Below are 24,751 nucleotides of genomic sequence, written 5' to 3'. Positions count from 1 at the left end.
CTCCTCCTAAAAAGTTTTGTCATAACTGCTTCGTACTTAGGTTCATCCATCAGTTAAGTGTAATTTCATACAACGTCCCGCCATTTACACCTGTTTCAGTTCCCTGCCAATCTGCTGACGGCACCGCTGTACCGTTCTCCGTGATCCAGCTGGTAATCTCAGAGTTGCCGCCGCCCCGTCCGCCGCCCATACCGCCGCTGGTAACGAGGAAATACTTCACTTTGCCGCTCTCAACGAGTGCCTTCAGGGTGTCGGTCGTATAAGGTACATCCGAGTTGTTGAACCCGTTCAGAATGACTACCTGCTCGCCTTCGTCAATGATATATGGACCTGCTGTTCCGTAATCCATGGCTGCGAACAGATATTGTTCACCGGTGTTATGCTCCTTCAGGTAAGCCAGCAGATTCTCATTCACTCCGGTAGGGTTATTTCTGCCCCCGCCTCCGAAGCCGCCGCTTTCGCTGCTGTCGGGTCCGGCTGCCGGAGTCATGCTGTTCAGCCCGTAGGTGATCGGCGTAAACGCCCAGTAGAGCGGCCCGATCATAAGTACCAGCAGCCCCATTACCGCTGCTGCATGGGCAAAGACTCTCTTCTCTTGGCCTTTTATGATTCTGACAAGAATCAGAAGGAGCGCCGCGGCAATACCTGCCGCCAGAACGCCCGCCGACCATCCGCTGCCAATCGTATCATCATAAGGATGAATAATGTACCACTGAAAGGCTGCTGTAGCCAGCACGGCCACAGGCAGCAGCCAGGAGAGCCAGCTTGAACGTTCCTTGTAATAGTTCCAGAGCTGTGACCAGCCCGCACCGGCTAGCGCGGCAACCGGCGGAGCCATCATGATCAGATAATACTGATGGAAGAATCCGGCGATGCTGAAGAATCCCATAGCCGGCACCAGCCAGGCGAGCCAGAACAAAGCCTCTTTATGCTGCATGGTGAAGTTCTTCCGGCGCAGGCCGGCAAATATTCCAATTATGCCGAATAATACAAAGGGCAGCAGCCAGCTGGCTTGCCCGGACAATGCCGACTGGAACAGCCTGAGCGGCCCGGCTGTACCCGTATTGAACATGCCGCCGCCGCCGTTCATCCCGCCGTCCATAATGCCGCGGTCTTGGCCGCCATCAGTACCGCCGAACTGCCGGCCCTCTCTGTCCGCTCTGCCTCCCGCGCCTTGTCCGGGCATTCCGCCGTCATCGCCCGCCGGCCCCCCGTTGCCGCCCATCGCAGGCATCTCTCCGTTCATGCCCGGCATTTGTCCGCCACCCCATGACGGCATTTCACCATTCATTCCCGGCATCTGCCCTTCATTCCCGAAATTGCCGCCGCCAAATCCGGGCATTCCGCCCCCGCTGCCGCCAGTGCTGCGGTCACCCGTCAACCGGGATACCCCGTTGTAGCCGAATGCCAGATTAAGCACAGAGTTGGTGCCGCTGCTCCCCATGTAAGGCCGCTTGCTTGCCGGGATGGAGTCAACGATGACCGCCCAGGAGAGTGAAATCATCAGCAGCACAGCAGTGCAGGCTGCCAGTACACCGGTTTTCTTCTTCCAGCTCCCTTTTGCCGCCAGAATATAGAACAGATAAAAGGCCGGTACAACCATATATGCCTGCAGCATCTTCTCATTAAAGGCGACCCCGATCAGCCCGAAGGCAATGAGAAGACTGCCAACTTTATGATTTTTAGTTCCCTTGAATAAAAACCATGCGGCCAGCAAAAGTGTAAACACCAGCATGGCATCGATATTGTTCGTGCGGCTGACTGCTGCAGCTACGGGAGTGGAAGCCATCGCCAGTGCGGCCAGGCGTGCTGCAGTTCTTCCAAAACCGGGCTTTACCAGCAGATATACAATCAACACCGAACCCACGCCGCCGAGGGCCTGCGGCAGAATCACGCTCCAGCCGTGCAGACCGAAGATCATGGCGCTTAGCGTCTGAATCCAGAATGTCACCGGAGGTTTATCTACCGTTACCGAACCGGCAGAATCCAGTGAGGCAAAGAAGAAATTATGGAAGCTCTGCATCATGCTCCCCACCGCGGTTGTATAGTACGTATTTACATAGTGGTCATTCCAGATTCCGTAGCCGTATAGAAATGCAGCGAGCAGCAGTATGATCAGCAATACTACGTCAGAACCCAGCTTTTTAATGAAATTCATTGTCCCCCACTCCCATCGTTCAATTATCCTTTTAATCCGGCAGTGCTCTATCCCCAGTGTCGACCTTTGCCTAGGTGTATTATGGCACCCTTACCTTAACGGATAATGAAATCAAGCTGAATGTTAGCTGAATGCTTAAATCTAAGGAATCCCGGAGAATGCCGTTCAGCGAATCCTTACAGCCACCTTTACAACCGCGCGCAAAAAAGCCCCGCACGGCGGGGCCTATACTACATGCTATAACCTCTGATACCCGAAGAGCCGCCCTTACAGCGTGACCTTGTCCTTAAGACTTACGCTTTCCGGCAAAGTTCGGCCAGCTTGTTCACCGTGTTCCAGTTACGGGCGGTGAGCTGCACACCAAGCAGCTTGTCCAGGGAAACCTTAAACAGCGGAGATTGGCTGACGCTTACCTCATACAATATGTACAATTCTTTACCGACTACCCGCAGCTTATCAGCTCCGTCCCCGTAGGGAACAAGCTTCTCCAGAGAGCCGGCAGCCGGTGCCTGATCAAGAAATGAGACATACAGCCGCTTGTAATCCTCCTGCGCCTCCAGCTGAAAAGGGTTCGCTTGAATAGCTGACTCCAGCTCTTCCATGGTACGCAGGATTACGGGAACCTCAAAGCCGAAGGTCTCCCGGATCCGCTTTTCAATTATCGGGACCAGCCCTTCCCCTGAGGATTCCCCGCTCTCGAACACTATGTTACCACTCTGGATATAGGTGCGGACATTCCCACACCCGAGCGATTCAAACATCGCCTTTAGATCCTGCATTTTAATAATTTTATGGCCACCGACATTAATGCCGCGCAGCAGCGCAATAGTTGTGGGCATGATACACCTCTTTCCCGAACAGGTTAGGCCTTGCGGACAGATCTCAGGCGTTTACGCACTTCCTTGGCAAGCTGCTCCTTCTCTGCTACCGGAACGCCTTCGATCAACCGGGCTGCGGCTACCGGAAGTATCCAGGCATTGATTTCAGCATAGCTCCCCCCCGATAGGCCGAGATACTCCCGGATATAGCCTTTTGTAAGCCTCTGCCTGATAAAGCCTGTGACCACTCTGGTAAACAGAGAAGTTCCCGGAGGCATTGCCCCTATACTTAACATCAGCACCGACCGCGCCGTATCTGCAGCAGGATTCCCCGTAATACCGGTCATCCAGTCGATAATCCATGCTTCCCTATCCAGCAGCACATTGTCGGGATGGAAGTCGCCATGACACAGCCTGCTGCCCTCCGGCAGCTTCTCCAGCTGCTCCAGAACTGCCGATTTCTCCTCCATCGTGAGCATGGGTGCGGAAATGATATGTTTTCGCAGCTGCTCCTTATACAGTCCAAGTTCCGGATTGCCCTCAAGCTGATGCAAATTGTAATGCAGGCCGGCTAGCTTCTTAGAATATTCAGCCAATTTCCAAGGCTTCTCGCCAATCATGCTCAGCAGGGAACGGCCATGAATCTGCTCAAATACGATTCCGCTTCTCTCCTCTGACTCGATCAGCTCTAGCGGCCGGGGAGTCCGGATACCCTGGGCATAGACATATGTACTAACCCTGAATTCCTGTTCCACAGCCGCAGCGGGAAAGTCCTCCAGATAAAGCTTCAAAATGGTGCCATCCCCATGTTCCCATACCTCTGCTGTCCGTCCAACTCCAATTCGGTTCCCCTGCATAACCTTCCTCCCGTTTAGTCCAGATTGATGCTGGTGAAATGCTCTACCACCGGGAATGGGCTGTAGTAGGAGTGCAGCAAGGCTTTCCATTCCTGATACTGTGCTGATCCTCTGAAGCCTACCGTATGATCCTCAAGGGTACGCCACTTTACTAGCAGCAGATATTTGTGATCATCCTCCAGACAATGCTGGAGTTCATGTCCCAGATAGCCTTCCATCGAGGCGATCAGCGGAGACGCCTCCTTAAAACTGACTTCAAACTCTGCGGTAAGCCCCGGCTTTACCTGCAGCATGGCTGCTTCCAATATCATCGGATCCACTCTCCTAGTTATCTCTTATTATTTAGCTACTTCCGGAGTGCATCGCGAAAAAACTCATGATAGAAATTAATAATCACCAGCAGTACCGCCAGTGATTCATTAACACTGCCCACTTCCAATGCATGATTGGCATCATCAATCCGGTACACCCTGATATTATGCAGTCCGCTGATCTCTGAGGCATACTGTCCGCTGAACATCGGATCGCTGCCGCCATAGATGACACTGCCCCGGCTCTGCTGGATCCATGGAAGAGTCTCCGCGATCGGGGTCAAATACAGATGTGAAGTCTTCTGCTGCACACCCATCTCAGCCGCCAGCCGCCCAGCGATGACCGTCCCCATGCTTTTACTGATGAACAGCAGCTGCTCATACTCCGGAACTGCGGCAAGCGCCGCCTTGCATTCCTCTACGACAATATCCAGCTCCTCCCGTTTGAATCCCGCCCGTGCAATCTGATAACCATACTCCAGGATCAGAAGATCACAGCCGTATTCCGCCGCTACTTTGCCGGCGTAATCGAGCAGGGAGCGCTCTGCGGAATAATTCTGCCCCGGAAAGACAACAGCCAGCACCTTCGATTCCTGAACAAGATATTTATGTCTGACCTCTCTGCCCCAGTGGGAGGACATCATGATACTGGAAACGCTCACTAGGCTTCCTCCTTTCCAACGTTCAGGCTGTAATCAGCCTGATAAGGCATCTGCTATGTTTACCATTATAACGATCTTCGGCAAAGGTTGGAAATGTCAAAAAACTCCCTGTAAGTAACGCCCCAGGAAGTTGTGCTTCTTCTTACGTACAGTTATTGCTGCGCTGCCGCCTCTTTGCTTCTTGACCTTTTGGCCATAATCTCAGCAGCAACCCACAACGTCAACGGAATAAACACCTGAAAGGGAAGGGCGTAAATTTTATAGATATGATAGGCAAAATACTGCATTTGCATAATGTCCCTGTAGATGAAATCAGACAGGTAGACCATGATCAGCCCCATCTGCAGCACCACAGAGCGGTAGCTTTTCAGCCGGAATACTTTCGCTATCCCGTTACAGGACACATACAGGCAGAGACTCACTTTGATGAACAGCGCCGTTACAAATACAATGGCCGACGAACCTTCAATCCGGGTCAGGAAATCACCTACATTGATTCGGCTGACCGCCACATAGGAAGGAAAGTACAGGGAGGACACAATATCAGGGCCCAGCACAAGCAAATTACGCACAGAGATCCCCGTAATGATGGTCCCCGCAAAGAGTACGCCGCTGAGCAGAACCCGGGCCGCTGAACCTTTTTTAGGAAGAACGGTGAACGCACCCAGAAAAACCACTATCTCTGCAAACGGAAAGGTAAACGTACCCCCGGCATCTGCAAAGACCGCTCCCCACCCGCTGTCCAAAAGCGGCTTCAAATGATGAATTTCATATTTGGGAACAGACAGCAGCTGGACAACAATAATAACCGCCAGGGAGAACAACAGCAGAAATTTGGCACTTCGTCCAAGCACCTCCATTCCCGCATTCACCACCCAAACACAGAGCAGACCAATAATCAGCATCGGTGCGATCATTGGCGTGGACGTTAAAGCGACCGTTTTGCTGAATTCCCCGAAATTACGCAGCACCAGTGCTCCTAAATGCAAGGTATACCAAATGTAAAGGCATGAGAGGCCCCTGCCGAAATAAGCCCCAAATACGGCGATCAGCATATCGTAGAGATCTTTTCCCGGGAATAAGACATGCAGTCTCGCGTAGATAAGCATAAGAGGAACCGCCAGTGCCATAGCAAGGATCAGAGCGATCCAACTGCTGTTGCCCGATTGCCCCGAGGCCCCCATAAACAGGGAGCTGCCGATAACGAACAGGATGACGATGCTGGTCGATTGTCCAGCCGGAATAATCTCTTTGCCCATGGCCGCTCCCCTCCTCTCAAGACTACACTAGAATAACATTTTAACTACATGAACAATCAGCGGTGAGGGACTTGGAATCTCCCAGTGCATCGATAACGCAAAGGCCAGGGAAAAGGAAACAAGGCATAGTACAGAGCATACATAGAAATCCCGCTTATTCCCTTGCTTCAGCAGCCCGTAGGGATCGAATAACACGATAACCGCATAAATTAGCACGATGTAAATGGGCAATTGTATTAATCTCCTAACTTAATTGTTCTGGAAGACTTGGCTGTGCTCTGAATGATGATTTCCGAACGGACCTTCACGTTAAGAGTGGTAAATTCTTCGGGCCATTTCTCCTTGAGCCTGCGCCAGCTTTTAGGCATCTCTTCATGTACAATTTCGCCAAAGCCAAAAATATCGGCATGATACTCCCGCTGCACCTTACGGATGACGGAGAGAATCTTTTGTTCCAAGGCCTCACTCGCCCGTTTCGCAATAGCCTGAACACTTTCGTCGCCGGCAAATCCCTCAGCACTCATCGCCTCGTCCAGTCCAGTATGTGTGACCGTATGGATCTGCATTTCTAGCCTGCCGTCCACCCATTTGGGCTTTACCTTCGTCCGGCTCGATAAAATCTCCAGAGAGTAGGTGGGCGTACCTTTTGAGTTTTCCACCTCCAGGACACCTCCTTTGATTTTGTTTTTGACAAAAAGAGCGTGTTTCGTTTCATCTCCATTTAATTTTCCGACCATCCGGTCCCTGACGAATACCGCGGTTCCGTTTACGCGCTCATTTTTTTGGCCGTTCTTCTCATAAACATAGATCAGCGGAGCTATCGCACTGTCCCCGGACGACTCCAGCTTGTCGATGAAATCCCAGATTTGCACAACCGGCGCAGTACTGGTAAACGTCTCGTCATTCATCATCTGGGCCAGTTCATAGGAAATGATCGTTTTTGTCTCGTTGTTCAGATTCAGTACCTCGCGGGCATTCTTTTCACTCGATACAAATAGAAAGACATCCGCCCGGGTCTCCGTATCCCTGCTGTACCAGTCAATGACCTTAATCAGGCCCTCCCGGGCTACCTCCTCACTGAGGATAATGACCTTGGCATGGCTCCACAACAGCTTTTGCCGGTCAAAGAGATCATATTGCGGGCAATATCAAATATCGTATTACCGGTGAGGCTGATCATTTTGAAGCTGGCCTGACTCTGCTGCATCCCTTCCTGGGTATCGACCATTTCCACGGTTAGCTGCAGGTTGTTCTCCTTTTTATTCTTATCGATTGCCACACCGGCGACAATGTTCATATCATCGATCTCCGAATAGTTCCAGCAGCCGGACAGACTGATCAGCATAACGGCAGACAGCAGGGCAGACAGAATTTTGGACAAGGTCTTCATTATCGTTTGACCTGTCTGTTAGGCTGCTGCTTCCGCTTCATATTTCGTGCACCGATGACCGCCGGACGCAGATACATGTCCCACCACGGTGCACGGACGGCCGTATCCTTGATGTCCTGTGGCCGGATAGAGCCTACGCCAAGCATATAGGACACACCGAAGGAGCGCAGGCTCATCAGATGAATCACCAGTCCCAGCAGCCCGAAGAAATACCCGTAGATCCCGAAGAAAAACGAGGCCAGCAGCAGCAGAATCCGCACGATAATCAAAGGACCGGTGAGCCGGGGGTTGAGCAGCGTTGTGATCCCGGTCAGACCGACAACGATGACCATCGGTGCGCTAACGATCCGCGCATCAACAGCAGCCTGGCCCAGTACTAGTGCTCCAACGATGCTGACCGCCTGGCCGATCGAATTGGGAATCCGCGCGCCTGCTTCACGCAGAATCTCAAAGATGGTCAGCATGAGAAACGCCTCGACAATGGTCGGAAAAGGAACCGATAGACGTGCCGTGGCTATACTGAGCAGCAGCAGTGTAGGTACCATCTCCTGACTATACGTCACCAGCGCGACATAAACGGCAGGAATGCTGATCGACATAAAGGCACCGATTACCCGGAGCAGACGGTTAAACGTGGCGAAGGAATAGTTGATATAGTAATCCTCACTGGCCTGGAAATTCTCCACAAATACATACGGCAGGGTCAAGGCAAACGGACTGCCTTCAATCAGCAGGGCAATCCGGCCTTCCATCATTTTGCTGACTACCGAATCCGGCCGCTCTGTACTTCCAATCATCTCAAAAGGAGAATACGGTTCATCGCGGATTAGCTCGGCCAGATAACCGGTATCCAGCAGATGGTCTATCTCCACCCGCGCCAGTCGCCCCTGAAGCTCCTTAAGAATATCCGGGGAGGCCAGGCTCTCCATATAACAGAGGCAGGTTTGTGTTTTCGACCGCGTACCGATATCGGTAAATACAAACTTCAAATCAGAGTTCTGCACCCTGCGGCGGATCAGAGTCAGATTGGTCAGCAGCGACTCATTAAAGCCTTCTCTTGGCCCCCGGATCGCTTTATCGGTTGATGGTTCTTCAATTGCCCGGGTTTCCCAGCCCTGAGCATTAATATTCAGCGCACCGGCATAGCCGTCCAGGAAAAAGATTGTTTTGCCGCCTACCACGGCGCCAATGAGTTCATCCAGCTTCTCCGAAGCGATAATGTCGCTGATGTTGATCACCCGGGTACGGATCGTCTCCATGAGCTCAGCCGGATTGCTTCCATCCTCTTCGGCAAACTCATAGGTCATAATCGGCTTTATAATCCCGTTCTGAATCAGATCCCTGTCGATCATTCCGTCAACATAGATGATGCCGCAGCGGACACGCTTATCCCGGGCATTCTCTATCACTCGTATTCTAAGTGTGCCATCATTTCTGAATATCCGCCGGAACAGCGCCGTCATATCATCCAGAGAGCGGCTCAGGGGCTGCGAAGAATCAATTTTCAGGGCAGAACGGTCGCTGTTTTCCGTGATTTCTGTTTTTGCCACAGCCGTCACTCCTGTCCATGCTTTTGTCCTGATTATCCCCTGCTATCCTCACTCCTATTCGCCAATATTTTGCACTTGAGGAAAACCTTCCGGGATGCTTCCGAAAAAGCAAAAAAAAGCCGCGGCTGCGGCTTTCATTCGAAAAATACGGACTGTGTCTGTTGAGTAAATGTATTGGTGCTATAATGGAGTCCATGCGTATTCAAGCTTTTCCATCATAAAGGAGAACCTATGACACCATTTACTGCGAAGGTTATTGCAATTATCCAAGCCATACCCGAGGGCAAAGTGATGACCTACGGAGGAGTGGCCCGTGCTGCCGGAAGCCCGAGAGCCGCCAGACAGGTCGTGCGGATTCTACATTCCATGAGCCGGAAATACAAGCTGCCCTGGCATAGGGTCGTCAACGCCAAAGGAAGAATCGCTCTGGACGATGAATCCGGCTCCCTCCAGAAGCTATATCTGCTTGGGGAAGGGGTGCACTTTGTGGACAATGGCGGGATCGACCTGGAGAGGTTCCAGTTCCATCCGGGGCCGGATCCGGAGGATCAGCTTCTGCCGCCTCTGGCATAAGCCCTCCGGCTGCCGCCGCTGCCCAGTCCGTTCAGCAGGAAATACAGCGTAGTATAAATCACCAGCAGAACAACCGCCACAAACAGGCTGAAGAACAGCGATTGCCGGTTCAGGCTGTCCTCGACCAGCTGATACAATTGATGGCGGTCTGTCAGTACATCCCAGCTGTTCAGCCGGTATACCCGGCCAAGGAGCACGCCATACCCCCCCAGCGCACATGCTGCGAATACAAAAATCCAGGAAAACACAAGATTGCTTTTGCGGCAGATCACGTTCTGAAACTGGTACAGGGAGAAGAATCCCGTCAGCCAGCCGCTCCAGGTGAACAGAAGCAAGGTAACCAGATCATACCAGAACCGGCTCTGCACTTCTCCGCCGACAATATAGATGCTTTTTCTCGCGGTCAGGTGCAGGAGATCTGTCATCAGATACGGCGCGTTTGGAAAAAACAGCAGCCAGGCAATTCCCAGCGGCAGCAGCAGGAGCCCGCCTACCTTCCGCTTATCCAGCATATATGCGGCACTTGAGAACAAAAAGGGAATCCAGGCCAGGAAAAAGTTCCAGAGCAAAAAATCGTAAAAATTGTCCGTCCGCAGCGAAACTACGCGGTATACACCCAAAGTAGCCAGGGACAGTCCAGCGAGTAACATAAACACCTTGCCATAATTAAGTTCCTTCATCGGGGTACAATCTCCTTATCCAGATTACATAGAGTACAGTTAGTTATGTACAAATAGGGTATTCACCAGTCCATAATAAATATAACAGCCCGGGCATCAGGATGCACCCAGGCTGTTATATTTATTTGAAATTATGGAAGTTATGACCTACTGAATTCCGCTGCTGAGCTTTCCCGCCACTGCCGGCTTTCTGCCTTTGAAGACGCCTCTGCCCGGCACTTCCTCCATTCCGGATAACGCTGCGCATTCCCGGAACGCGGCATGCCTGCAGCCTGCGCAGCGGTCTGTATGAATCATTCCCAGTGCTGCATTAATGGCATCTCCAGTATGATCAAAGAAATGCTCGGCTCCGATTTTGTCGTACAGGCCTGTTCTCTTCAGCAGATCATACGGCTGGGGCTGGGCACCGGTAATCATCAGCTTGCCCCCATCTGCCTTCAGCTGTTTCACAAGCTCCGCCAGATTGGCCTCACCTGTGGTGTCAATAAACGGCACCTTACCCATACGAAGGATAATAAGCTTCGCCTGGCCAGGGCCAAGCTCCGGCATCGTATCATTAAACCTGTAAGCAGCCCCGAAAAATAGTGGCCCCTCCACATTATAAATTCCGATCTGCGGGCAATCATGGCTGTCTGTCACCATATGCGCCGCTACCTTTACCGATGCAGGATCAGGCAGTACCTTGGCGACCAGATGGGTCTCACCCATCCGTTTGACGAACAGAATTACGGCCAATACCAGCCCTACTTCCACGGCTACCGTTAAATCCGCGAATACCGTCAAGAGGAAGGTAATGGCCAGTACAAGGGAATCCCCGGTTCCCAGCTTCAGCAGCTGCAGGAACTGCTTGCGCTCGCTCATATTCCAGGCAACCACCATCAGGATCGGGGCCATAGCTGCAAGCGGAATACTGGAGGCATACGGTGCAAACAACAATAGAATAAGGAACACTACGACGCCGTGAATTACACCTGACAGCGGAGAAGCAGCCCCGCTGCGGATATTCGTTGCCGTTCTGGCAATCGCGCCTGTCGCCGGGATTCCCCCGAACATCGGCGCGGCAATATTCGCGATGCCCTGGCCGATCAGTTCCCGGTTGCTGTTATGGCGGCTGCCGGACATTCCGTCAGCGACCACCGCCGACAGCAGCGATTCAATCGCACCCAGCATGGCGATCACAAACGCCGGGCGGAGCAGATGCCTGATCCGCTCCCAGGTAATCACCGGAAAGTGAAAGCTCGGCAGCGTGTTCGGAATATCGCCGTAAGCAGAGCCGATGGTAGTGACTTTACCGCTGAAGAATAGCGCCGCAACCACGCTGGCGCACAGCAGCCCGACCAGTGATCCCGGTACCTTGGGGGCAAAGCGCAGCCCCAGCACGACTACCGCAAAGCATATTGCAGCGGTCAGCACACTATACAGGTTCACCGTCGAGATATGCATGCCAAGTTCCTTCATATTGTCGATGAAGGCTTCATGGCGTTTAATTCCCTTAAGCCCGAGGAAATTCCCGATTTGCCCGGTAAAGATAATGACGGCAATCCCGGCTGTAAAGCCGATGGTTACCGGCTTCGGAATAAATTTTATCAGTACCCCAAGCCTTAATAGGCCCATAACCACAAGAATAACTCCGGCCATCATCCCTGCAATCAGCAGATTCTCATAGCCGTATTCCATGGCGATTGCGAATAGAATCGGAATGAACGCGCCTGTAGGCCCGCCAATCTGAAATTTCGAGCCGCCGAATAAAGAGATCAGTATCCCGGCTACGATGGTCGTATAAATTCCATACTCCGGTTTTACACCGGATGCAATAGCAAATGCCATCCCGAGCGGGATGGCAATAACGCCGACGATTGTCCCTGAAATGATATCCTTCCGCAGAGAAGCAATGTTATAGCCTTGAAAACGGCCCCACCCTGTCATCATCTAACCTTCTTTTCTTTAAATATCTGATTATTTGAATATATGAGCAACAATACTCCTGCCTGCCGTTCTTGTCAACGGAAAATCCACCCTGCTGAGGGCGGATTTTATTCGCTGCGGATGCCCTCCAGGAGGGATATTGCATTCACGAGATGGTTATCGAAAATCTGTCTGGCCACCGCCAGCAGGTCCTTAATCAGGGGATCACGCAGAGAATAAATCACCGTAGTCCCTTCCTTGACGCTTGCTACCACATTCTTGGCGCGGAGGACGGCCAGCTGCTGGGATACCGCAGAGCCTTCCGAACCGAGAATCGCCTGCAGCTCATTCACATTCTTCTCGCCTTCGCTCAGCAGTTCCAGGATGCGGATCCGCATCGGATGAGCCAGCGCCTTGAAAAATTCCGTCTTAAATTGTTGAATATCGCTGTTCATTGGACTTCTGCTCCTTATAGCTGTACTTCAAACCTGTTGTTTTATCTTAGCCTATTTTCTCAGGAGTGGCTATGCGGATGCAATAATTATAGGTTTGCCGCCACTTTCACTCCGCTTATTAAATCGCCGGATAGACCGCCAGCTCCCGGGTTCGTATCTCCACCCAGCCGCCTAGTGCCATCGGTTCACCCAGGCATTCGAACATGATTAGTTCCGGCCCAAGCCGCAGATACCCCGTTCCGTCCGCCTCAATATTCTCCAGGATACCGGTTAATATCACCTGTTCCCCGTCTATGCGTATCCCGCAGTCACTGCTATTTACCGGAACCAGATCTACCCAGCGCATAATAAGCGCAGGCAGCTCAAATTCCGCCTCAACCACAGCTCCGGGATCCGGCAAAGACCCGCCGCCCCAGATTCCCCTGCCCTCACCGCAGTCGGCAGCAAACCACACCTCATTCTTCCTGATCCCATGCTTCAATAGGGTGATCTTCATCTCTGTACCTCGCTTCTTCTTAATATCGCTTATGCTAGTTGCAGCTATTCTTCCGCAGTAAACAGCTTCAATCCCGCGATCCGCTGCACGGCTTCCGCCAGCCGGGCCTCATCGCTTACCAGGCCGATCCGCACATAGCCTTCGCCATAAGCACCGAAGCCAACACCCGGGGCGACGACCACATGTGCCTGCTCCAAAAGCATATCCGCAAAGCTCTGTGAGGTGTAGCCTTCCGGAACAGGAAGCCAGGTGAAGAAGGAGCCGCGCGGAGCCTCCACCTGCCAGCCGATTTGCCGCAGGCCGCTGATCAACGTGTTGCGCCTGGCTTCATAGCGGTCTACGTTCTCCTGTACACAATCCTGCGGACCCAGCAGTGCAGCCGCAGCCGCTTCCTGTACGGCCCCGAACAAGCTGACATACATATGATCCTGCAGCAGATTCAGGCTCTCGATCACACTGGCATTTCCTGCGGCAAAGGCCACCCGCCAGCCGGCCATATTATAGGTCTTCGACAAGGTATAAATTTCGATGCCGGTCTCCTTAGCCCCTGGTATCTGGAGGAAGCTGACCGGCCGCTGCCCCTCATAGCCAATCGCAGCATAGGCAAAATCATGCACCACACATATGTTATGCTGCTCCACAAACCTGACCGTCTCCAAAAAGAACTCCTCGTCAGCCACCGCTCCGGTCGGATTGTTCGGGTAGTTAAGAAACATCAGCTTCGCCTTGGCCGCTGTTTCCGGGGATATAACCGTATAGTCAGGCAGGAACCCGCGCTCCTCCTTGAGCGGCATCATCTCCATAACAGCCCGGGCCAGCTCAATACCAGACCAGTAATCCGGGTACCCGGGGTCCGGCACGAGTGCGGTATCACCCGGATTCAGCAGGCACTGGACTACCTCAACCAGTCCGGTCTTCCCGCCGAACAGAATAGCAATCTCCCGCTGCGGGTCCAGCTCTACACCATACTCCCGTTTATAAAAAGCTGCCGCAGCTTCTTTAAGATAGCCATGCCCGCGAAAAGGCGGGTACTTATGATTCATAGGGTCAACCGCCGCCCTCTGCAAGGCTTCTACAATATGAGGCGGGGTAGGCCTGTCGGGATTGCCTTGTCCGAGATTAATGACATCATGTCCTTCAGCCGCCACCTGGCCGGCCCTGGCAACAAGCGCAGCAAAGAACTGCTTTGGCAAAGCACTCAGCACTTGGGAAGGTTCGAAAATATTCATTGCCGGGTCACCCTCTCGTTAATAGCATTACATATTGTGTTTATTCTAGCGGTTCGGGAAACCCAAAGCCAGCCGATTCATAATTTCACATGTGATGTTATAAAAATATGATGCGAAAAGACCGTTATATAGCAGTATAGACCTATTAATCGAACCCATTAAACTATGAGTTTTGTCGAATATGTACTTAAGGATTAGTAGTTTAGAAGGTTCATGGGATCTACACTTGCTTTGCATATGAGGGGATGATGAACCATGATCCAGCACAAAAACAGATTAATGATTTGGATGTCAGCCGCAACAATTTTCATCAGTATTTTGATTCACCTGCTGCATAGGCAGTTTGATTTACTGAGCCTGGGCATGATTCACAACGAAGAGGAAGCCTTAACGATTGCCCGGGACTTTGCTTTTTCTATGAATGTGCTGCTGGCCCTTCCGGTCATCTTCCTGGTTATTAACATTTGGTTATACGGCAAGAACAGGGAACATAAGTACATCCCTTTATTGAATACTTTGGCCATAACCTTCGGCAGCTTCTCCATGATCGCAGGCGGGGGCGGAACGGTAGAGTTTCACTTTTCCATTTTCATGGCGATTGCAATTGTTGCCTACTACGAAAATATCAAGCTAACTCTGATAATGACCCTTTTGTTTGCGCTGCAGCATATTCTTGGATTATTCCTCGTCCCTGAGCTGGTGTTCGGAGTGTCGAGCTACCCTTTTAGCATGATGCTTATTCATGCCTTGTTCCTGCTTATGACCTCAGCGGCTACCATCCTGCAGATCAACTCTAAGCAAAAAATCACCTTACAGCTTGAAAGGGAGAAGACCATAAAGCAGAACGAAGTTATCGTGCTCTTAGAGACAGTGAAGCAGCTCTCGGATGAGCTGGACCACACCTCTTCTGCCGTCTCTCAGCTGTCGGAAGGCAACATCCGCGTGAATACAGAGATGCTGCAATCGTTCAGGGAGGTATCCACCGGTCTGAGTGATCAAAGCGGGTCGCTGGTCAGCATGGAGAATTCTGTACAATCTATCACTAAAATGATCGAACAGACCTCTCAGACCTCTTCAACCATGCAAAAAAGAACGGCAGCTACCGAGCAGGCCCTCGCGGATAACCAGCATAATACGAGAATATTGTACGATCAGGTTTCCCTCGTATCCGAAACGATTACGACAGCTACGGAAACCATTGTATCCCTGAATGAGTCCACTCAACAAATCGAAGGCATCATTTCATTAATTCAGGACGTGGCTACCCAGACCAATTTGCTGGCCCTGAATGCTTCGATCGAGGCCGCAAGAGCCGGTGAGCATGGTAAGGGGTTTGCCGTGGTAGCGAGTGAAATCCGTAAACTGGCTCAACGAAGCAATAATTCCACCGAAGAAATCAGGCTCATTCTCAATAAAGTACGGGAAGAAAGTGCCACTTCTGTATCGCAAATGGAGACCGGCAAACAGACCTCGGATGAGTCTGTTGCCTCTGCCAAAGAATTCATGTCAGATTTCGACCTGGTGTATCAAACCATCAGCCAGCTGGTGACAGCGATTAACGAGCTGAATGGATCCATTCAGACTATCGAAGCAGCATCACAGGAAATATCCAATGATATGACGAATATTTCCGCCGTTATCGAGGAGAATGTGGCTTCCATGGAGCAGCTGTCTGCAGGCAGTGAAAATCAAATGAATTCCTCCCAACAGGTTAACGACAAAATCATCGACCTACAGGAGCTCACCCATTCCCTGCGCAGAAAATTCGAAACCAGCTGAGGAGGCTGGCGATCCGGGGCAGAAGTCACTGCTGCGGAACTGGCCACACCGGGCCCCATCATTCTCTAGCACAAATAAGCTCGCAGAAGCCTGCTTACACCGCCATCCCATGAAGGGTAACTACCCTAGCCATGGCGGCATGATGTAAACACAGGCTCCTGCGAGCTTTTTTCACAACAACTTGCCCTTACTTGCTGAACAGTTCTCCGTTATATACCTTAACATCCAGCGGTGCTGTCAGAAATTCGCCTGCTTTGGCCGCAAAGCCGGTGAAGTGCGGACTTGCATTATGACCGGCAACAGCTTCGGCATCACGCCATTCCTCCACCATAATATAGACATTGCTCCGGGAGACATGCTTGTACAGCTCATAAGAAATATTGCCTTCTTCCTCATGTGTAGCATTCAGCAGGGTCTCGGCTTCTGCCAGAAATTGCTCCTCACGTTCAGGGTTCACTTGAAGTGTAGCATGAATAATAATCATTGTTCATTCCTCCTGGTTAGTAGATTATTTCCACTCCGCAATCTTATCGATCGGCAGACGTACGGATTGGTAGCCTTCGGCAGCAGCTTTCCCGATGGAGATCAGCATTACCGGAATGTACCGTTCTTTGTCCATACCGAACATTTCGGCAATCTGGTCCTTTTCGAATCCGCCGATAGCATTGGTATCATATCCATGGGCACGGGCAGCCAGCATCAGCTGCATGGAGACCAGGCCACCGTCAATCATTACGGTTTCTCTGTTGATATCCGCAGGCAGATTGGCGAAATGTACTGCCAGACGGGACAGCTGGCCTTCTTTCACTTCCTTCGGCATCAAGCCGCGCTCTACTGCAGTACCATAGATTTCTTCAGCATACTCGAAGTTGTTCAAATCGCCGAACACAGCGATCATAGCGGCTGAGGTTTCAACCTGCTGCTGGTTAAACTTGGCGATCGTCGCCAGCTTGGCTTTGGCTTCGGCACTTTCAATGATCAGGAAGCGCCAAGGCTGCATGTTTACTGAGGATGGAGCCAGGGTAGCTTCTGTAAGAATTTCGGTCATTTCTTCCTTGCTGATTTTGACACTTGGATCATATTGGCGCACGGAGCGGCGGCCTGTAATAATCGATGTGAAGTCATTTGTTTTCGTTGCATTCATGTGAAATAATCTCCTTTGATAGTTGGTATATGGGTGAAGGCTACAGTAGATTGATATTATGCTGCAGCCGGGTAAGCTTATCCACGAGTGACTTGCGGTCCTGCTCGTCAAATCCGGTAAGTAAACTGCTGATAAAACGGTTCTTCTCTTCCTTGTAGCAATGCACCTTATCCCGCCCTTGCTGGGTCAGTGAGACCAAAGTAACTCTATTGTCTACAGGGTTGTTACGGCGGGTGACCATTCCGCTCTCTTCCAGACCCTTCAAATGGCGGGTAATGGCTGCGGCATCGATATCGATTTCCTTCTGCAGCGCAATCTGGCTGATCTCTTCAACCTGGAACAGCTCATGGAGCAGGCGGAGCCTTGTGGGGCTGATGCCGGCACATCGTTCAAACTTCGGGCTTATTCCCTTGTTCAGCGCCTGCAGCAGTTCAAATATGCGTTCTTCGTCAGGCTGATGTCCCGTCAATGTTAACCTCCTTAAAATGTAGTGAGCTTAATGATTTAAAAAATAGATTGTGCAAAATCTTCTTGACGAAAATTAGTTTACACCGATTTAATTGACCCGTCAACTATTTATTTTATTTTCCTTTTTAGTGCCTCCTTCGGATTGCTTTGCCGGCAGATTACACTATAATTTCATACTATAAAGGAGGCTGACGCATGAAAATATCCCTGATTCAGCTCGATATAGCATTTGGCAATCCCGGGGCAAATTATGCTGCGGCGGAACAGCTTATCCGCAGGGCTGCCGCAGCAAAGCCCGATTGCCTCATCCTGCCTGAGCTATGGACGACCGGATACGATTTGACCCGGCTGGAGCAGATTGCCGATCCAGACGGTGCACAGACAAAGGCCATGATCTCTTCACTCGCGCTGGAATACGGCATCAACATTGTGGCCGGTTCTGTTGCCAGCAAGCAGTCTGCCGGGATTACCAACAGCATGTTCGTCTTCAACCGTGAAGGCGGGCTGGCCGGTGCATACAGCAAGCTGCATCTGTTCCGGCTGATGGATGAGCATCTGTATCTGCAGCCGGGGGAAGCCAAGGGGCTGTTCACCCTGGACGGGGCTTTATGCGCCGGGCTGATCTGCTACGATATCCGCTTCCCCGAATGGGTCCGCGCCCACACGGCGCTTGGTGCAGAGGTGCTGTTCGTCAGTGCCGAATGGCCGATGCCGCGGCTTGCCCACTGGCGTGCCCTGCTGATCAGCCGGGCGATCGAGAATCAATGCTACGTGATCGCCTGCAACCGTGCCGGAGCCGATCCGGCGAACGTCTTTGCCGGACATTCGATGATTATTGATCCTTGGGGGGAGGTTATAAGTGAAGCTGCAGAGAGCGAGATGATTCTGAGCGGAAGCATTGATCTGCAAAAGGTCCGTGAGGTGCGCCAGCAGATTCCTATCTTCACTGACCGGCGGCCTGAGCTGTACTTGTAGCCAAGAATCTGCTTTTACCAGCAGGTGAATATGTACGGCCTGAGCAGCTATGACCGAAAGAAGAAGAGCAGTGATCCTCCCGTCACCGGGGAATCACTGCTCTTCTCGTTGCGCTTATTTACTTAGGGCACGATCGTGCCTCACTCATCCAAGCTTATGGATTCAAGCTTAATGCTGCAAGCTTATTCAGCGGGCATACCGCTCCCGCAGGATCTCCGCCGCCTCCAGCACACGGGGATCGCTGTACTGGAGATCATACCCCGTCTCCTGCCGCAGCTGCGCGGCAGAGGTCAGCTGCACACCCCGGCTGGCGGCCGCCTGCCGGATGACTGCAGCAAACACCGCCGCTGCATCCGGCCCGCCAAGCTCGCCAAGCGCGGCAATCGTCTCCGGGCGGACCCGCGGATAGACCAGAGACTCGTCCCCTCCGGACGCAGTCTCATAGAATCCGCGGATCAGCTCCCCGCGCTCCTGTCCGGAGCCGGAGACGACCACAAACGCGTGCACGAAGTACGCGCTGCTCTGCCTGCGCTGGGCAATGCCGCAGAACTTGCGGCCGCCGATCGCCAGATCGAAATCGCCCGGGCAGTACGAGCCGGCGATTTCTCCGGCCCTGATCCTTGCCGCGGCCTGCGGATGGCTTACGGCTGCGGCCTCGGCAATCAGCGAGGCCAGCAGCCGGAAATCATCGTGAAAGTCCAGCTTGCCCGGAGCTTTCGGGAGAATCAGGGACACATTGACAATCCCCGCGTCAAGCGGCACGGCGGCACCGCCGGAATGCCGGACTGCCGTGCGGATTCCCGCCCCTTCAAGCTCCGCCATCGCTGCTGCGGCAAAGGGCAGCTTGCTGTCCCGCAGACCCAGCGCAACCCCTCCGGGGTGACTCCAAAGATGCAGGGACGGCGGGACCGTTCCCGCTCCAACGTCCCGGCACAGCGTCTCTTCATAAGCGAACGGAATCAGCATATCCTCCGCTCCCGTGACCGGCTGTTCTCCGGCAAAATGCTCAAAAACCGCCATTTCCGCAGGAAGAACGCTGGTCGTTCTCTGCTCCTGCCCGTCAAAGAGTCTGCTTAATAGCCCCAAGCCCTCATGAGAAACCACTGATGATTACCCTCTTCCTCTAAGATGAATATTAGACTGTCCAACTAACCGGCAGCCCGCTCTTCATTTCCGTGAAATTAATACTGCTCCTATTGTAACCCATTCCCCTCCCGGCGCGAAGGCAAGGACACCTAAAGCATTTGAAATCGCTTCATCCAACCGTTATCCTTATACTAAAGAAGATACTCCCCGTGTTAGACAGAATGTGCTGAAGTTCATGCAATACACACACAACCTTTAGGAGTGATGCCGCATGACCGTCGAACAGCTAACGAAGGACCGGCAAGCCAGTAAGACCCGTCAGTGGGAACAGGCGATGATCAAGCTCTATGTTAACTTCCGTGATTACAGCAAGGACGCACTGAAGGATTTCGGAGATGAGGATATTCATCAGGCGAGGGTAAACAGCCGCAAGCTGCTGACGCTGCTGTCGATTCTTGATCCCGATCATTCCTCCACCGGAGAGCTATACAGCACTTTTAAACAGGCCCAGAAGATGCTCGGCAAGGTCAGGGATGCAGATGTTCTGATTCATTCCTTCAAAGAGCGGCGCAAACTGGCGAAGGAAGACGGCGATGACAAGACAGCTGAGCTGCTGAAGGCCGTCATTAAGCATCAGAAGGAGAAACGGAAAGAGTACCGCAAGAAGCTGGAAACCGGGCTTGCGCAGCTGACCGGAAAGGAATTGGACAGGCTCTGGACGGCTTTTCTCGCCGGACCCCTGGAAGCCCTGACCGCCAAACGGGACGCAAACGTCGTCATGCGTGAGCTGGAGGTGGCCTTCGAACAGAAAAAAAAGGCCTGCAAAACGTTGTTTAAAGAACCTGAAGCGGAGTCCAAGGCCGCCTTCGAGGCCCTGCATGAGCTAAGAATATCGGCTAAGGAGCTGCGGTATACCGCGAGCGCCGCGGGTTTTGCACTCAATCAGAAATTTCATGCCCATGAAGAAATCTATAAGAACATTCAGGAGCAGCTGGGAGTGATTAATGACAAGCGGGTCTGGCTGGATACCCTGCAGTCCATTGGACGCGATGAGCTGGGCGTCGGCAAAAAGGCCTGGGGCGCATTTACCGGAAGCCTCAGAGAAGAGATCCTGGAAGCCCTGCACCAGAACGAGGTTGTCCCGGTTCCGGCCGCATTTGCCAAAGCGCCTACATCAGTGCTGAATGAACAATAAGCCCTTATAACTCTTGTAAACCTTGAATAATTACTTTCTGATGTGTAAAAAGGCGGGTAGCGCATGCCTGGCATGCCGCTTCCCGCCTCTATGTGTTAACTGGTACTGCTGCTCACCGCAGCATACTTTCTTAATACGCCTTGATAGGCGGATTTCGGACGCAAACCGACCAGCTTCTCCACCGGCTGCCCTCCGCTGTACACGACCACAGTAGGCAGGCCCATGACGCCAGCCTCTGACGCCAGCTCAGGCAGCTCATCACAGTTCACCTTAACTATAGACACGCTGTCCGCATACTCCTCATCCAGTTCCTCCAGGATCGGCAGCAGCGTTCTGCAGGGCCCGCATCTCGGCGCACCGTAATCAACCAGCACCGTTCCGCTGCGGTTCAGCTCCGCCCGCAGGGTTTCCGCATGCTCCACATTTATAATTGCCATAATTCTTCCCTCCCGTAACTCTATGACTGTACGCCTAACTATTTTCCAGTTCCGCATTTCCGTGCTCAGAAGTCCCGCTCTCCAGCTGTTCCTGCTGCATTGCAGCCATACGCTGCTGGAGATTGAGTTTAATCTGGCTCAGTTCTATAATCTGGCGTTCAATTTCCTCCAGCTTGCTGCGGTAGAGCGGCATCACCTCTGCACAGAAGGCCTCTTTATTCTTCAGTACACAATGCAGAAATCCGGCAATCTCCTCTGTCGACAGCCCCAGATTCAAATACAGCTTAATCGTCTCCACCGTTTCGACGGCCAGCGGCGAATACTCACGGTAGCCGTTGGCCTCCCGGAGCGGTGTAAGCAATCCTTGACGCTCATAATATCGCAGGGAACGGACACTGACACCGGTCCGCGCTGCAAGTTCACCTATTTTCATGGCATTCTCCCCGGGGTTCATGAGAAATGGTCTGCTTCCAGTATAAACCCTGACACCAGTGTCAGGGTCAAGGCTTTTATTTCGCTGGATTTTTTGCTTTAATTTTGAACTATGCTACAATCTTAATTACAAAAATATAGAATCCCAGGAGGGCGATTTACCGATGTCTATTCAACAACTCCATACGCTGGATGAACTGCACCAATATGTCGGGCAACCCGGCAAAAAACTGCTTTTTAAACACAGCACAACCTGCCCGATCAGCGCCAAAGCCAACGAAGAGTTTCTGGCCTTTGCACAGAGCTCCGATACACCGGCAGCTATTGTTCATGTGATTGAAGACCGTCCGGTCTCGAACCAGATTGCTGAAGAATTCGGCATCAAACACGAATCTCCGCAAATTTTCCTGCTTGAAGACGGAGAAGTCCGCTGGAACACCTCCCACTGGAAAATCACCCGTGATGCCATCAAGGAGGCCGTAAGCAAATGAGCCAGTCTGTCATTGTCTACTCTACCTCCGGCTGCAGCGACTGCAATCAGGTAAAACAGCTGCTCACAGAACAAGGCATTCCGTTCGAAGTGCGTGATGTTATGACCAGTACAGTCTATCAGGAGGAAGTAGAGAAGCTCGGCTTCATGGGAGTACCTGTCACTGTATCCGGAGAATATGCGGTCAAAGGCTTCAACCTTCCTGAGCTTAAGGAACTTATTGCTGCAGCGAAATAAATTCATGAATCATTCCAGGAGGCTACAGCCATGTCACAGGAGATCTGGATTAACCTGCCGGTTAAGGATGTTGAGAGGTCAACTGCCTTTTTCAACGAGATTGGATTCCATGCGGTGAGCGTCGGTAACGAGAGATCCAAGCTTGTCATAGGCCAAACGACGATTCTGCTGTTCCCGGATGCGGCGTTTGAGAAATTTACAGGTTCAACAATCGCAGATACTTCCCATAGCGCAGAAGTCATCTTTTCCATTGGTGCTAACAGCAGAGAAGAAGTAGATGCCTTTATTCAAAAAGTAGAGTTTGCCGGTGGAAATATCTTCGGTAAGCCGGGTGAAGTGGACGGGTGGATGTACGGCGCAGGCTTTGCCGACCTGGACGGTCACCGCTGGAACCTGCTGTACATAGATGAGAGCAAAATGCCAAAACGCTAATATGAAAACGCCGGTCACCTGCTTAAGGTCACCGGCGTTTTTATCTCCCTATGAACTTATATTTTTCTAGGTTCAATTTTCGCACTCTGCTGCCTTTTTCCAGTAAAAATCAAAAGATGACGCCTGAGCGAGAAAATGACCAGATAAACGCTGATAAATAGTCTTTTCGGCTAGAGCAGCCTTGTTTCCGCCGCAATTCCCTGCTAATCGGCAATTAGAGAATCCCTTTGCTTTTTTACAAAGCCATGCCGGAAAGAGTATGATTCGTGTTGAATCGATTCGCAAAAATAATGATATTCGAACGCTGAATTCCCGCCCAGCGGGAAACGGGGGAACCATCCGGCTGATAAGGCCATGGGGTGAATCCTGAGGAGACTGCGACTCCCGCATTCTCACCAGGTAGGGCGACTCTCACCGCCCGAATCCTGCAGCTAACCTCGTAAGTGTATAGAGAGAGCCCCTTGATTCCGCCACGTTTTGGCATCAGGCCTGTTTCCGCCTGTATCCGGACCGCAGCAGAGGTTCTCCTCTGCCTGCGGTTTTTGCGCACCGCTATACATTTAAGTTAGACCCTGTAATTCTCTGTCTTGTCCATCTCTTTAATCCAGGAAGGAACGTGCTGACATGCCTGACCTTTTATCCTCGCAGCTGGCCGCTGCCGCCGGATTTGAGCAATATATCCGGGAGTACAGCGGAGGTGTCCTTGCGCTCAGCTCCATTCTGCTCGGGAAGGGCAGTGAAGCAGAGCGGGTGACGGCCGGAACCTTCAACAAGCTGTATGAGCCTTATTGCAAAGGAAAGCTCAAAGCTGCCGACTTTCCGGTAGAAGCCTACCGGGAGTGCATCCTGCAATGCGCAAAATCCGCGAAAAACCGGAATCTGCGCACCTCTAAAGAGTTGTCGTGGGACGATCAGCTTGTAAAAGCCCTATGGTATGGACTGCTGCTTCCGCTGCCCGAAATCGGCAAAATTCTCGGCAAGAGCCTGCCGGTGCTGAAAGCTCAGCTCAGGCAGGTGCGTGAGCACAATGCAGGGCAAAAGCCGCTGAGATCACAGGCTAATTTGTCTATTGTGTAAATGGCGCGCCTGTTCTTCTCACCAATAAAGCCGCAGCAATCCGCTGCGGCTTTATTGGCTTACTTGCCCTTACTGTTGCCCTTACTGTTGCCTTTACTCTTGCTCTTGCCTTTGTTTATCTCTTTGCCCTTACTATTACCACTCTTGGCAAACCGTAAAAAAGCCATCAGGCATCCCAGAATTCCAAGACCAAGCAGCAGAGTCTGCAGCGCCCCCAGCAGTGTTGAGCCTTCGGGCCTAAGCATACTGCTTACTATGATCAGTACAATGGAGACCGTGACCAGCACGGGGGTTTTTATGTTTAATTTCAAAATCACCACTCCTTACTATTAAGGTACACTATAAACGGCCGAATCACCAGTTTTAGTGAGTCCCTTAGCCGCGCGCAAAAAAGGCACCTCCGCATCAACTGCGGAGGTGCCTTTAAATAGCTGTCCCTGAAACGATTTTCTAGCCTAATGGCTGCGCTTGTAATACTTGCCAAAGAATACGATCGCCATCAGCATTCCGGTAATGCCTATACCTGTCAGAAGCCCTTGCGTAAAATCCATCAGATTCGACCCGCTATCTGGAACAAGTCTGCTGGATGTTAGCGAGAAGAAAGATGTTATAAACAGCAGCGCTAAGTTTTGTTGTTGTTTTTTATCCATAATTCC

Annotated in this window: 29 protein-coding genes, 1 pseudogene and 1 riboswitch; of the genes and pseudogenes, 8 read left to right on the top strand and 22 right to left on the bottom strand. The window is 51.9% G+C overall.

Features of this window, described 5'->3' with window-relative positions; all coding sequences use genetic code 11:
• Positions 1 to 49: 49 nt before the first annotated feature.
• The 9 genes and pseudogenes from JRJ22_RS02205 to JRJ22_RS02160 all read right to left on the bottom strand — a co-directional run bounded on the left by JRJ22_RS02205 (position 50) and on the right by JRJ22_RS02160 (position 9,005).
• Positions 50 to 2,158 (bottom strand): glycosyltransferase family 39 protein, encoded by a 2,109-nt coding sequence (locus JRJ22_RS02205; RefSeq protein WP_206102994.1) that lies wholly within the window; start codon positions 2,156 to 2,158, stop codon positions 50 to 52.
• A 293-nt stretch (positions 2,159 to 2,451) separates the two neighbouring features.
• Positions 2,452 to 2,997, bottom strand: a complete 546-nt coding sequence (locus JRJ22_RS02200) for a DUF1697 domain-containing protein (protein WP_206102992.1) — start codon at positions 2,995 to 2,997, stop codon at positions 2,452 to 2,454.
• Positions 2,998 to 3,020: 23 nt separating this feature from the next.
• Positions 3,021 to 3,833, bottom strand: coding sequence for a phosphotransferase family protein (locus JRJ22_RS02195; RefSeq protein ID WP_206102990.1), 813 nt, complete (start codon positions 3,831 to 3,833; stop codon positions 3,021 to 3,023).
• 14 nt (positions 3,834 to 3,847) lie between these two features.
• On the bottom strand, positions 3,848 to 4,144 hold the full coding sequence (locus JRJ22_RS02190; protein WP_206102988.1) for an antibiotic biosynthesis monooxygenase family protein: 297 nt from the start codon (positions 4,142 to 4,144) through the stop codon (positions 3,848 to 3,850).
• Positions 4,145 to 4,179: 35 nt separating this feature from the next.
• Positions 4,180 to 4,806: a BTB/POZ domain-containing protein gene (locus JRJ22_RS02185; protein WP_206102986.1), complete on the bottom strand. Its 627-nt coding sequence runs from the start codon at positions 4,804 to 4,806 to the stop codon at positions 4,180 to 4,182.
• Between the two features lie 152 nt (positions 4,807 to 4,958).
• Entirely contained in the window at positions 4,959 to 6,065 is a 1,107-nt protein-coding gene (locus tag JRJ22_RS02180) for a GerAB/ArcD/ProY family transporter (protein WP_206102984.1), read from the bottom strand.
• 27 nt (positions 6,066 to 6,092) lie between these two features.
• Entirely contained in the window at positions 6,093 to 6,296 is a 204-nt protein-coding gene (locus tag JRJ22_RS02175; protein ID WP_206102982.1) for a hypothetical protein, read from the bottom strand.
• A 5-nt stretch (positions 6,297 to 6,301) separates the two neighbouring features.
• Positions 6,302 to 7,362: pseudogene (locus JRJ22_RS02170) on the bottom strand (Ger(x)C family spore germination protein).
• Positions 7,363 to 7,454: 92 nt separating this feature from the next.
• Complete coding sequence (locus JRJ22_RS02160) at positions 7,455 to 9,005, bottom strand: spore germination protein (RefSeq protein ID WP_206102977.1); 1,551 nt, start codon at positions 9,003 to 9,005, stop codon at positions 7,455 to 7,457.
• 231 nt (positions 9,006 to 9,236) lie between these two features.
• Between JRJ22_RS02160 and JRJ22_RS02155 the strand changes: the two genes are divergently transcribed.
• Entirely contained in the window at positions 9,237 to 9,578 is a 342-nt protein-coding gene (locus JRJ22_RS02155) for an MGMT family protein (RefSeq protein ID WP_206102975.1), read from the top strand.
• Here JRJ22_RS02155 and JRJ22_RS02150 read toward each other — a convergent pair.
• From JRJ22_RS02150 to JRJ22_RS02130, 5 genes are all read right to left on the bottom strand, one after another.
• On the bottom strand, positions 9,554 to 10,258 hold the full coding sequence (locus JRJ22_RS02150; protein ID WP_206102973.1) for a DUF1361 domain-containing protein: 705 nt from the start codon (positions 10,256 to 10,258) through the stop codon (positions 9,554 to 9,556). The genes JRJ22_RS02155 and JRJ22_RS02150 overlap by 25 nt on opposite strands.
• A gap of 147 nt (positions 10,259 to 10,405) precedes the next feature.
• Positions 10,406 to 12,184, bottom strand: a complete 1,779-nt coding sequence (locus tag JRJ22_RS02145; RefSeq protein ID WP_206104942.1) for a SulP family inorganic anion transporter — start codon at positions 12,182 to 12,184, stop codon at positions 10,406 to 10,408.
• A 107-nt stretch (positions 12,185 to 12,291) separates the two neighbouring features.
• A complete protein-coding gene (locus tag JRJ22_RS02140) occupies positions 12,292 to 12,618 on the bottom strand; it encodes an ArsR/SmtB family transcription factor (RefSeq protein WP_038585474.1) in 327 nt (108 codons plus the stop codon).
• Between the two features lie 118 nt (positions 12,619 to 12,736).
• Positions 12,737 to 13,114 (bottom strand): hypothetical protein, encoded by a 378-nt coding sequence (locus JRJ22_RS02135; protein ID WP_206102971.1) that lies wholly within the window; start codon positions 13,112 to 13,114, stop codon positions 12,737 to 12,739.
• A 44-nt stretch (positions 13,115 to 13,158) separates the two neighbouring features.
• Complete coding sequence (locus tag JRJ22_RS02130; protein WP_206102969.1) at positions 13,159 to 14,343, bottom strand: pyridoxal phosphate-dependent aminotransferase; 1,185 nt, start codon at positions 14,341 to 14,343, stop codon at positions 13,159 to 13,161.
• Positions 14,344 to 14,598: 255 nt separating this feature from the next.
• On the opposite strand from JRJ22_RS02130, the gene JRJ22_RS02125 reads away from it, so the two are divergent.
• Complete coding sequence (locus tag JRJ22_RS02125) at positions 14,599 to 16,122, top strand: methyl-accepting chemotaxis protein (protein ID WP_206102967.1); 1,524 nt, start codon at positions 14,599 to 14,601, stop codon at positions 16,120 to 16,122.
• A gap of 187 nt (positions 16,123 to 16,309) precedes the next feature.
• Here the strand turns inward: JRJ22_RS02125 and JRJ22_RS02120 are convergent, their stop codons facing one another.
• From JRJ22_RS02120 to JRJ22_RS02110, 3 genes are read right to left on the bottom strand one after another with little or no spacing between them, the layout of a single operon-like run.
• The gene (locus JRJ22_RS02120) at positions 16,310 to 16,606 is read right to left on the bottom strand and encodes a putative quinol monooxygenase (RefSeq protein WP_054943077.1); all 297 of its coding nucleotides are present in this window, start codon (positions 16,604 to 16,606) and stop codon (positions 16,310 to 16,312) included.
• 24 nt (positions 16,607 to 16,630) lie between these two features.
• Positions 16,631 to 17,266 (bottom strand): nitroreductase family protein, encoded by a 636-nt coding sequence (locus JRJ22_RS02115; RefSeq protein ID WP_206102966.1) that lies wholly within the window; start codon positions 17,264 to 17,266, stop codon positions 16,631 to 16,633.
• Between the two features lie 40 nt (positions 17,267 to 17,306).
• The gene (locus tag JRJ22_RS02110) at positions 17,307 to 17,735 is read right to left on the bottom strand and encodes a MarR family winged helix-turn-helix transcriptional regulator (protein WP_206102964.1); all 429 of its coding nucleotides are present in this window, start codon (positions 17,733 to 17,735) and stop codon (positions 17,307 to 17,309) included.
• Positions 17,736 to 17,929: 194 nt separating this feature from the next.
• Between JRJ22_RS02110 and JRJ22_RS02105 the strand changes: the two genes are divergently transcribed.
• Positions 17,930 to 18,709 carry a carbon-nitrogen family hydrolase gene (locus tag JRJ22_RS02105; protein ID WP_206102962.1) on the top strand — a complete coding sequence of 260 codons (780 nt, stop codon included), beginning with the start codon at positions 17,930 to 17,932 and terminating at the stop codon, positions 18,707 to 18,709.
• Between the two features lie 186 nt (positions 18,710 to 18,895).
• Here the strand turns inward: JRJ22_RS02105 and JRJ22_RS02100 are convergent, their stop codons facing one another.
• A complete protein-coding gene (locus JRJ22_RS02100) occupies positions 18,896 to 19,813 on the bottom strand; it encodes a lipoate--protein ligase family protein (RefSeq protein WP_206102960.1) in 918 nt (305 codons plus the stop codon).
• Positions 19,814 to 20,066: 253 nt separating this feature from the next.
• Between JRJ22_RS02100 and JRJ22_RS02095 the strand changes: the two genes are divergently transcribed.
• The gene (locus tag JRJ22_RS02095) at positions 20,067 to 20,990 is read left to right on the top strand and encodes a CHAD domain-containing protein (RefSeq protein WP_206102958.1); all 924 of its coding nucleotides are present in this window, start codon (positions 20,067 to 20,069) and stop codon (positions 20,988 to 20,990) included.
• A gap of 95 nt (positions 20,991 to 21,085) precedes the next feature.
• Here JRJ22_RS02095 and JRJ22_RS02090 read toward each other — a convergent pair whose 3' ends face one another.
• Both JRJ22_RS02090 and JRJ22_RS02085 read right to left on the bottom strand, forming a co-directional pair.
• Entirely contained in the window at positions 21,086 to 21,427 is a 342-nt protein-coding gene (locus JRJ22_RS02090; protein WP_206102956.1) for a thioredoxin family protein, read from the bottom strand.
• A gap of 34 nt (positions 21,428 to 21,461) precedes the next feature.
• The gene (locus tag JRJ22_RS02085; protein ID WP_206102954.1) at positions 21,462 to 21,860 is read right to left on the bottom strand and encodes a MerR family transcriptional regulator; all 399 of its coding nucleotides are present in this window, start codon (positions 21,858 to 21,860) and stop codon (positions 21,462 to 21,464) included.
• Positions 21,861 to 22,023: 163 nt separating this feature from the next.
• On the opposite strand from JRJ22_RS02085, the gene ytxJ reads away from it, so the two are divergent.
• The 4 genes from ytxJ (at position 22,024) to JRJ22_RS02060 (ending at position 24,095) form a co-directional block, all read left to right on the top strand.
• Positions 22,024 to 22,350: a bacillithiol system redox-active protein YtxJ gene (gene ytxJ / locus JRJ22_RS02080; RefSeq protein WP_054943084.1), complete on the top strand. Its 327-nt coding sequence runs from the start codon at positions 22,024 to 22,026 to the stop codon at positions 22,348 to 22,350.
• Entirely contained in the window at positions 22,347 to 22,586 is a 240-nt protein-coding gene (locus JRJ22_RS02075) for a glutaredoxin family protein (protein ID WP_206102952.1), read from the top strand. The genes ytxJ and JRJ22_RS02075 overlap by 4 nt, the downstream gene beginning before the upstream one ends.
• A 30-nt stretch (positions 22,587 to 22,616) precedes the next feature.
• A complete protein-coding gene (locus tag JRJ22_RS02070) occupies positions 22,617 to 23,018 on the top strand; it encodes a VOC family protein (RefSeq protein WP_206102950.1) in 402 nt (133 codons plus the stop codon).
• Positions 23,019 to 23,310: 292 nt separating this feature from the next.
• A riboswitch (cyclic di-AMP (ydaO/yuaA leader) is annotated at positions 23,311 to 23,478 on the top strand.
• A 164-nt stretch (positions 23,479 to 23,642) separates the two neighbouring features.
• Positions 23,643 to 24,095, top strand: coding sequence for a hypothetical protein (locus JRJ22_RS02060; protein ID WP_206102946.1), 453 nt, complete (start codon positions 23,643 to 23,645; stop codon positions 24,093 to 24,095).
• Between the two features lie 59 nt (positions 24,096 to 24,154).
• On the opposite strand, the gene JRJ22_RS02055 is transcribed toward JRJ22_RS02060, so the two are convergent.
• Together JRJ22_RS02055 and JRJ22_RS02050 are read right to left on the bottom strand one after the other, a co-directional pair.
• Entirely contained in the window at positions 24,155 to 24,406 is a 252-nt protein-coding gene (locus JRJ22_RS02055) for a hypothetical protein (RefSeq protein ID WP_206102944.1), read from the bottom strand.
• A gap of 144 nt (positions 24,407 to 24,550) precedes the next feature.
• Positions 24,551 to 24,745, bottom strand: coding sequence for a hypothetical protein (locus tag JRJ22_RS02050; protein WP_206102943.1), 195 nt, complete (start codon positions 24,743 to 24,745; stop codon positions 24,551 to 24,553).
• Positions 24,746 to 24,751 lie beyond the last annotated feature (6 nt).

It is taken from the genome of Paenibacillus tianjinensis, assembly GCF_017086365.1.
In the GTDB taxonomy this organism is placed as follows: domain Bacteria; phylum Bacillota; class Bacilli; order Paenibacillales; family Paenibacillaceae; genus Paenibacillus_AQ; species Paenibacillus_AQ tianjinensis.
This window is presented reverse-complemented; position numbering and strand designations above follow the sequence as displayed.

What these genes read in the sequence shown, in the direction of transcription:
- JRJ22_RS02205 (WP_206102994.1), bottom strand. Translation starts at nt 2,158, where the DNA reads ATGAATTTCATTAAAAAGCTGGGTTCTGACGTAGTATTGCTGATCATA.
- JRJ22_RS02200 (WP_206102992.1), bottom strand. Translation starts at nt 2,997, where the DNA reads ATGCCCACAACTATTGCGCTGCTGCGCGGCATTAATGTCGGTGGCCAT.
- JRJ22_RS02195 (WP_206102990.1), bottom strand. Translation starts at nt 3,833, where the DNA reads ATGCAGGGGAACCGAATTGGAGTTGGACGGACAGCAGAGGTATGGGAA.
- JRJ22_RS02190 (WP_206102988.1), bottom strand. Translation starts at nt 4,144, where the DNA reads ATGATATTGGAAGCAGCCATGCTGCAGGTAAAGCCGGGGCTTACCGCA.
- JRJ22_RS02180 (WP_206102984.1), bottom strand. Translation starts at nt 6,065, where the DNA reads ATGGGCAAAGAGATTATTCCGGCTGGACAATCGACCAGCATCGTCATC.
- JRJ22_RS02155 (WP_206102975.1), top strand. Translation starts at nt 9,237, where the DNA reads ATGACACCATTTACTGCGAAGGTTATTGCAATTATCCAAGCCATACCC.
- JRJ22_RS02150 (WP_206102973.1), bottom strand. Translation starts at nt 10,258, where the DNA reads ATGAAGGAACTTAATTATGGCAAGGTGTTTATGTTACTCGCTGGACTG.
- JRJ22_RS02145 (WP_206104942.1), bottom strand. Translation starts at nt 12,184, where the DNA reads ATGACAGGGTGGGGCCGTTTTCAAGGCTATAACATTGCTTCTCTGCGG.
- JRJ22_RS02140 (WP_038585474.1), bottom strand. Translation starts at nt 12,618, where the DNA reads ATGAACAGCGATATTCAACAATTTAAGACGGAATTTTTCAAGGCGCTG.
- JRJ22_RS02135 (WP_206102971.1), bottom strand. Translation starts at nt 13,114, where the DNA reads ATGAAGATCACCCTATTGAAGCATGGGATCAGGAAGAATGAGGTGTGG.
- JRJ22_RS02130 (WP_206102969.1), bottom strand. Translation starts at nt 14,343, where the DNA reads ATGAATATTTTCGAACCTTCCCAAGTGCTGAGTGCTTTGCCAAAGCAG.
- JRJ22_RS02125 (WP_206102967.1), top strand. Translation starts at nt 14,599, where the DNA reads ATGATCCAGCACAAAAACAGATTAATGATTTGGATGTCAGCCGCAACA.
- JRJ22_RS02120 (WP_054943077.1), bottom strand. Translation starts at nt 16,606, where the DNA reads ATGATTATTATTCATGCTACACTTCAAGTGAACCCTGAACGTGAGGAG.
- JRJ22_RS02115 (WP_206102966.1), bottom strand. Translation starts at nt 17,266, where the DNA reads ATGAATGCAACGAAAACAAATGACTTCACATCGATTATTACAGGCCGC.
- JRJ22_RS02105 (WP_206102962.1), top strand. Translation starts at nt 17,930, where the DNA reads ATGAAAATATCCCTGATTCAGCTCGATATAGCATTTGGCAATCCCGGG.
- JRJ22_RS02095 (WP_206102958.1), top strand. Translation starts at nt 20,067, where the DNA reads ATGACCGTCGAACAGCTAACGAAGGACCGGCAAGCCAGTAAGACCCGT.
- JRJ22_RS02090 (WP_206102956.1), bottom strand. Translation starts at nt 21,427, where the DNA reads ATGGCAATTATAAATGTGGAGCATGCGGAAACCCTGCGGGCGGAGCTG.
- JRJ22_RS02085 (WP_206102954.1), bottom strand. Translation starts at nt 21,860, where the DNA reads ATGAAAATAGGTGAACTTGCAGCGCGGACCGGTGTCAGTGTCCGTTCC.
- ytxJ (WP_054943084.1), top strand. Translation starts at nt 22,024, where the DNA reads ATGTCTATTCAACAACTCCATACGCTGGATGAACTGCACCAATATGTC.
- JRJ22_RS02075 (WP_206102952.1), top strand. Translation starts at nt 22,347, where the DNA reads ATGAGCCAGTCTGTCATTGTCTACTCTACCTCCGGCTGCAGCGACTGC.
- JRJ22_RS02070 (WP_206102950.1), top strand. Translation starts at nt 22,617, where the DNA reads ATGTCACAGGAGATCTGGATTAACCTGCCGGTTAAGGATGTTGAGAGG.
- JRJ22_RS02060 (WP_206102946.1), top strand. Translation starts at nt 23,643, where the DNA reads ATGCCTGACCTTTTATCCTCGCAGCTGGCCGCTGCCGCCGGATTTGAG.
- JRJ22_RS02050 (WP_206102943.1), bottom strand. Translation starts at nt 24,745, where the DNA reads ATGGATAAAAAACAACAACAAAACTTAGCGCTGCTGTTTATAACATCT.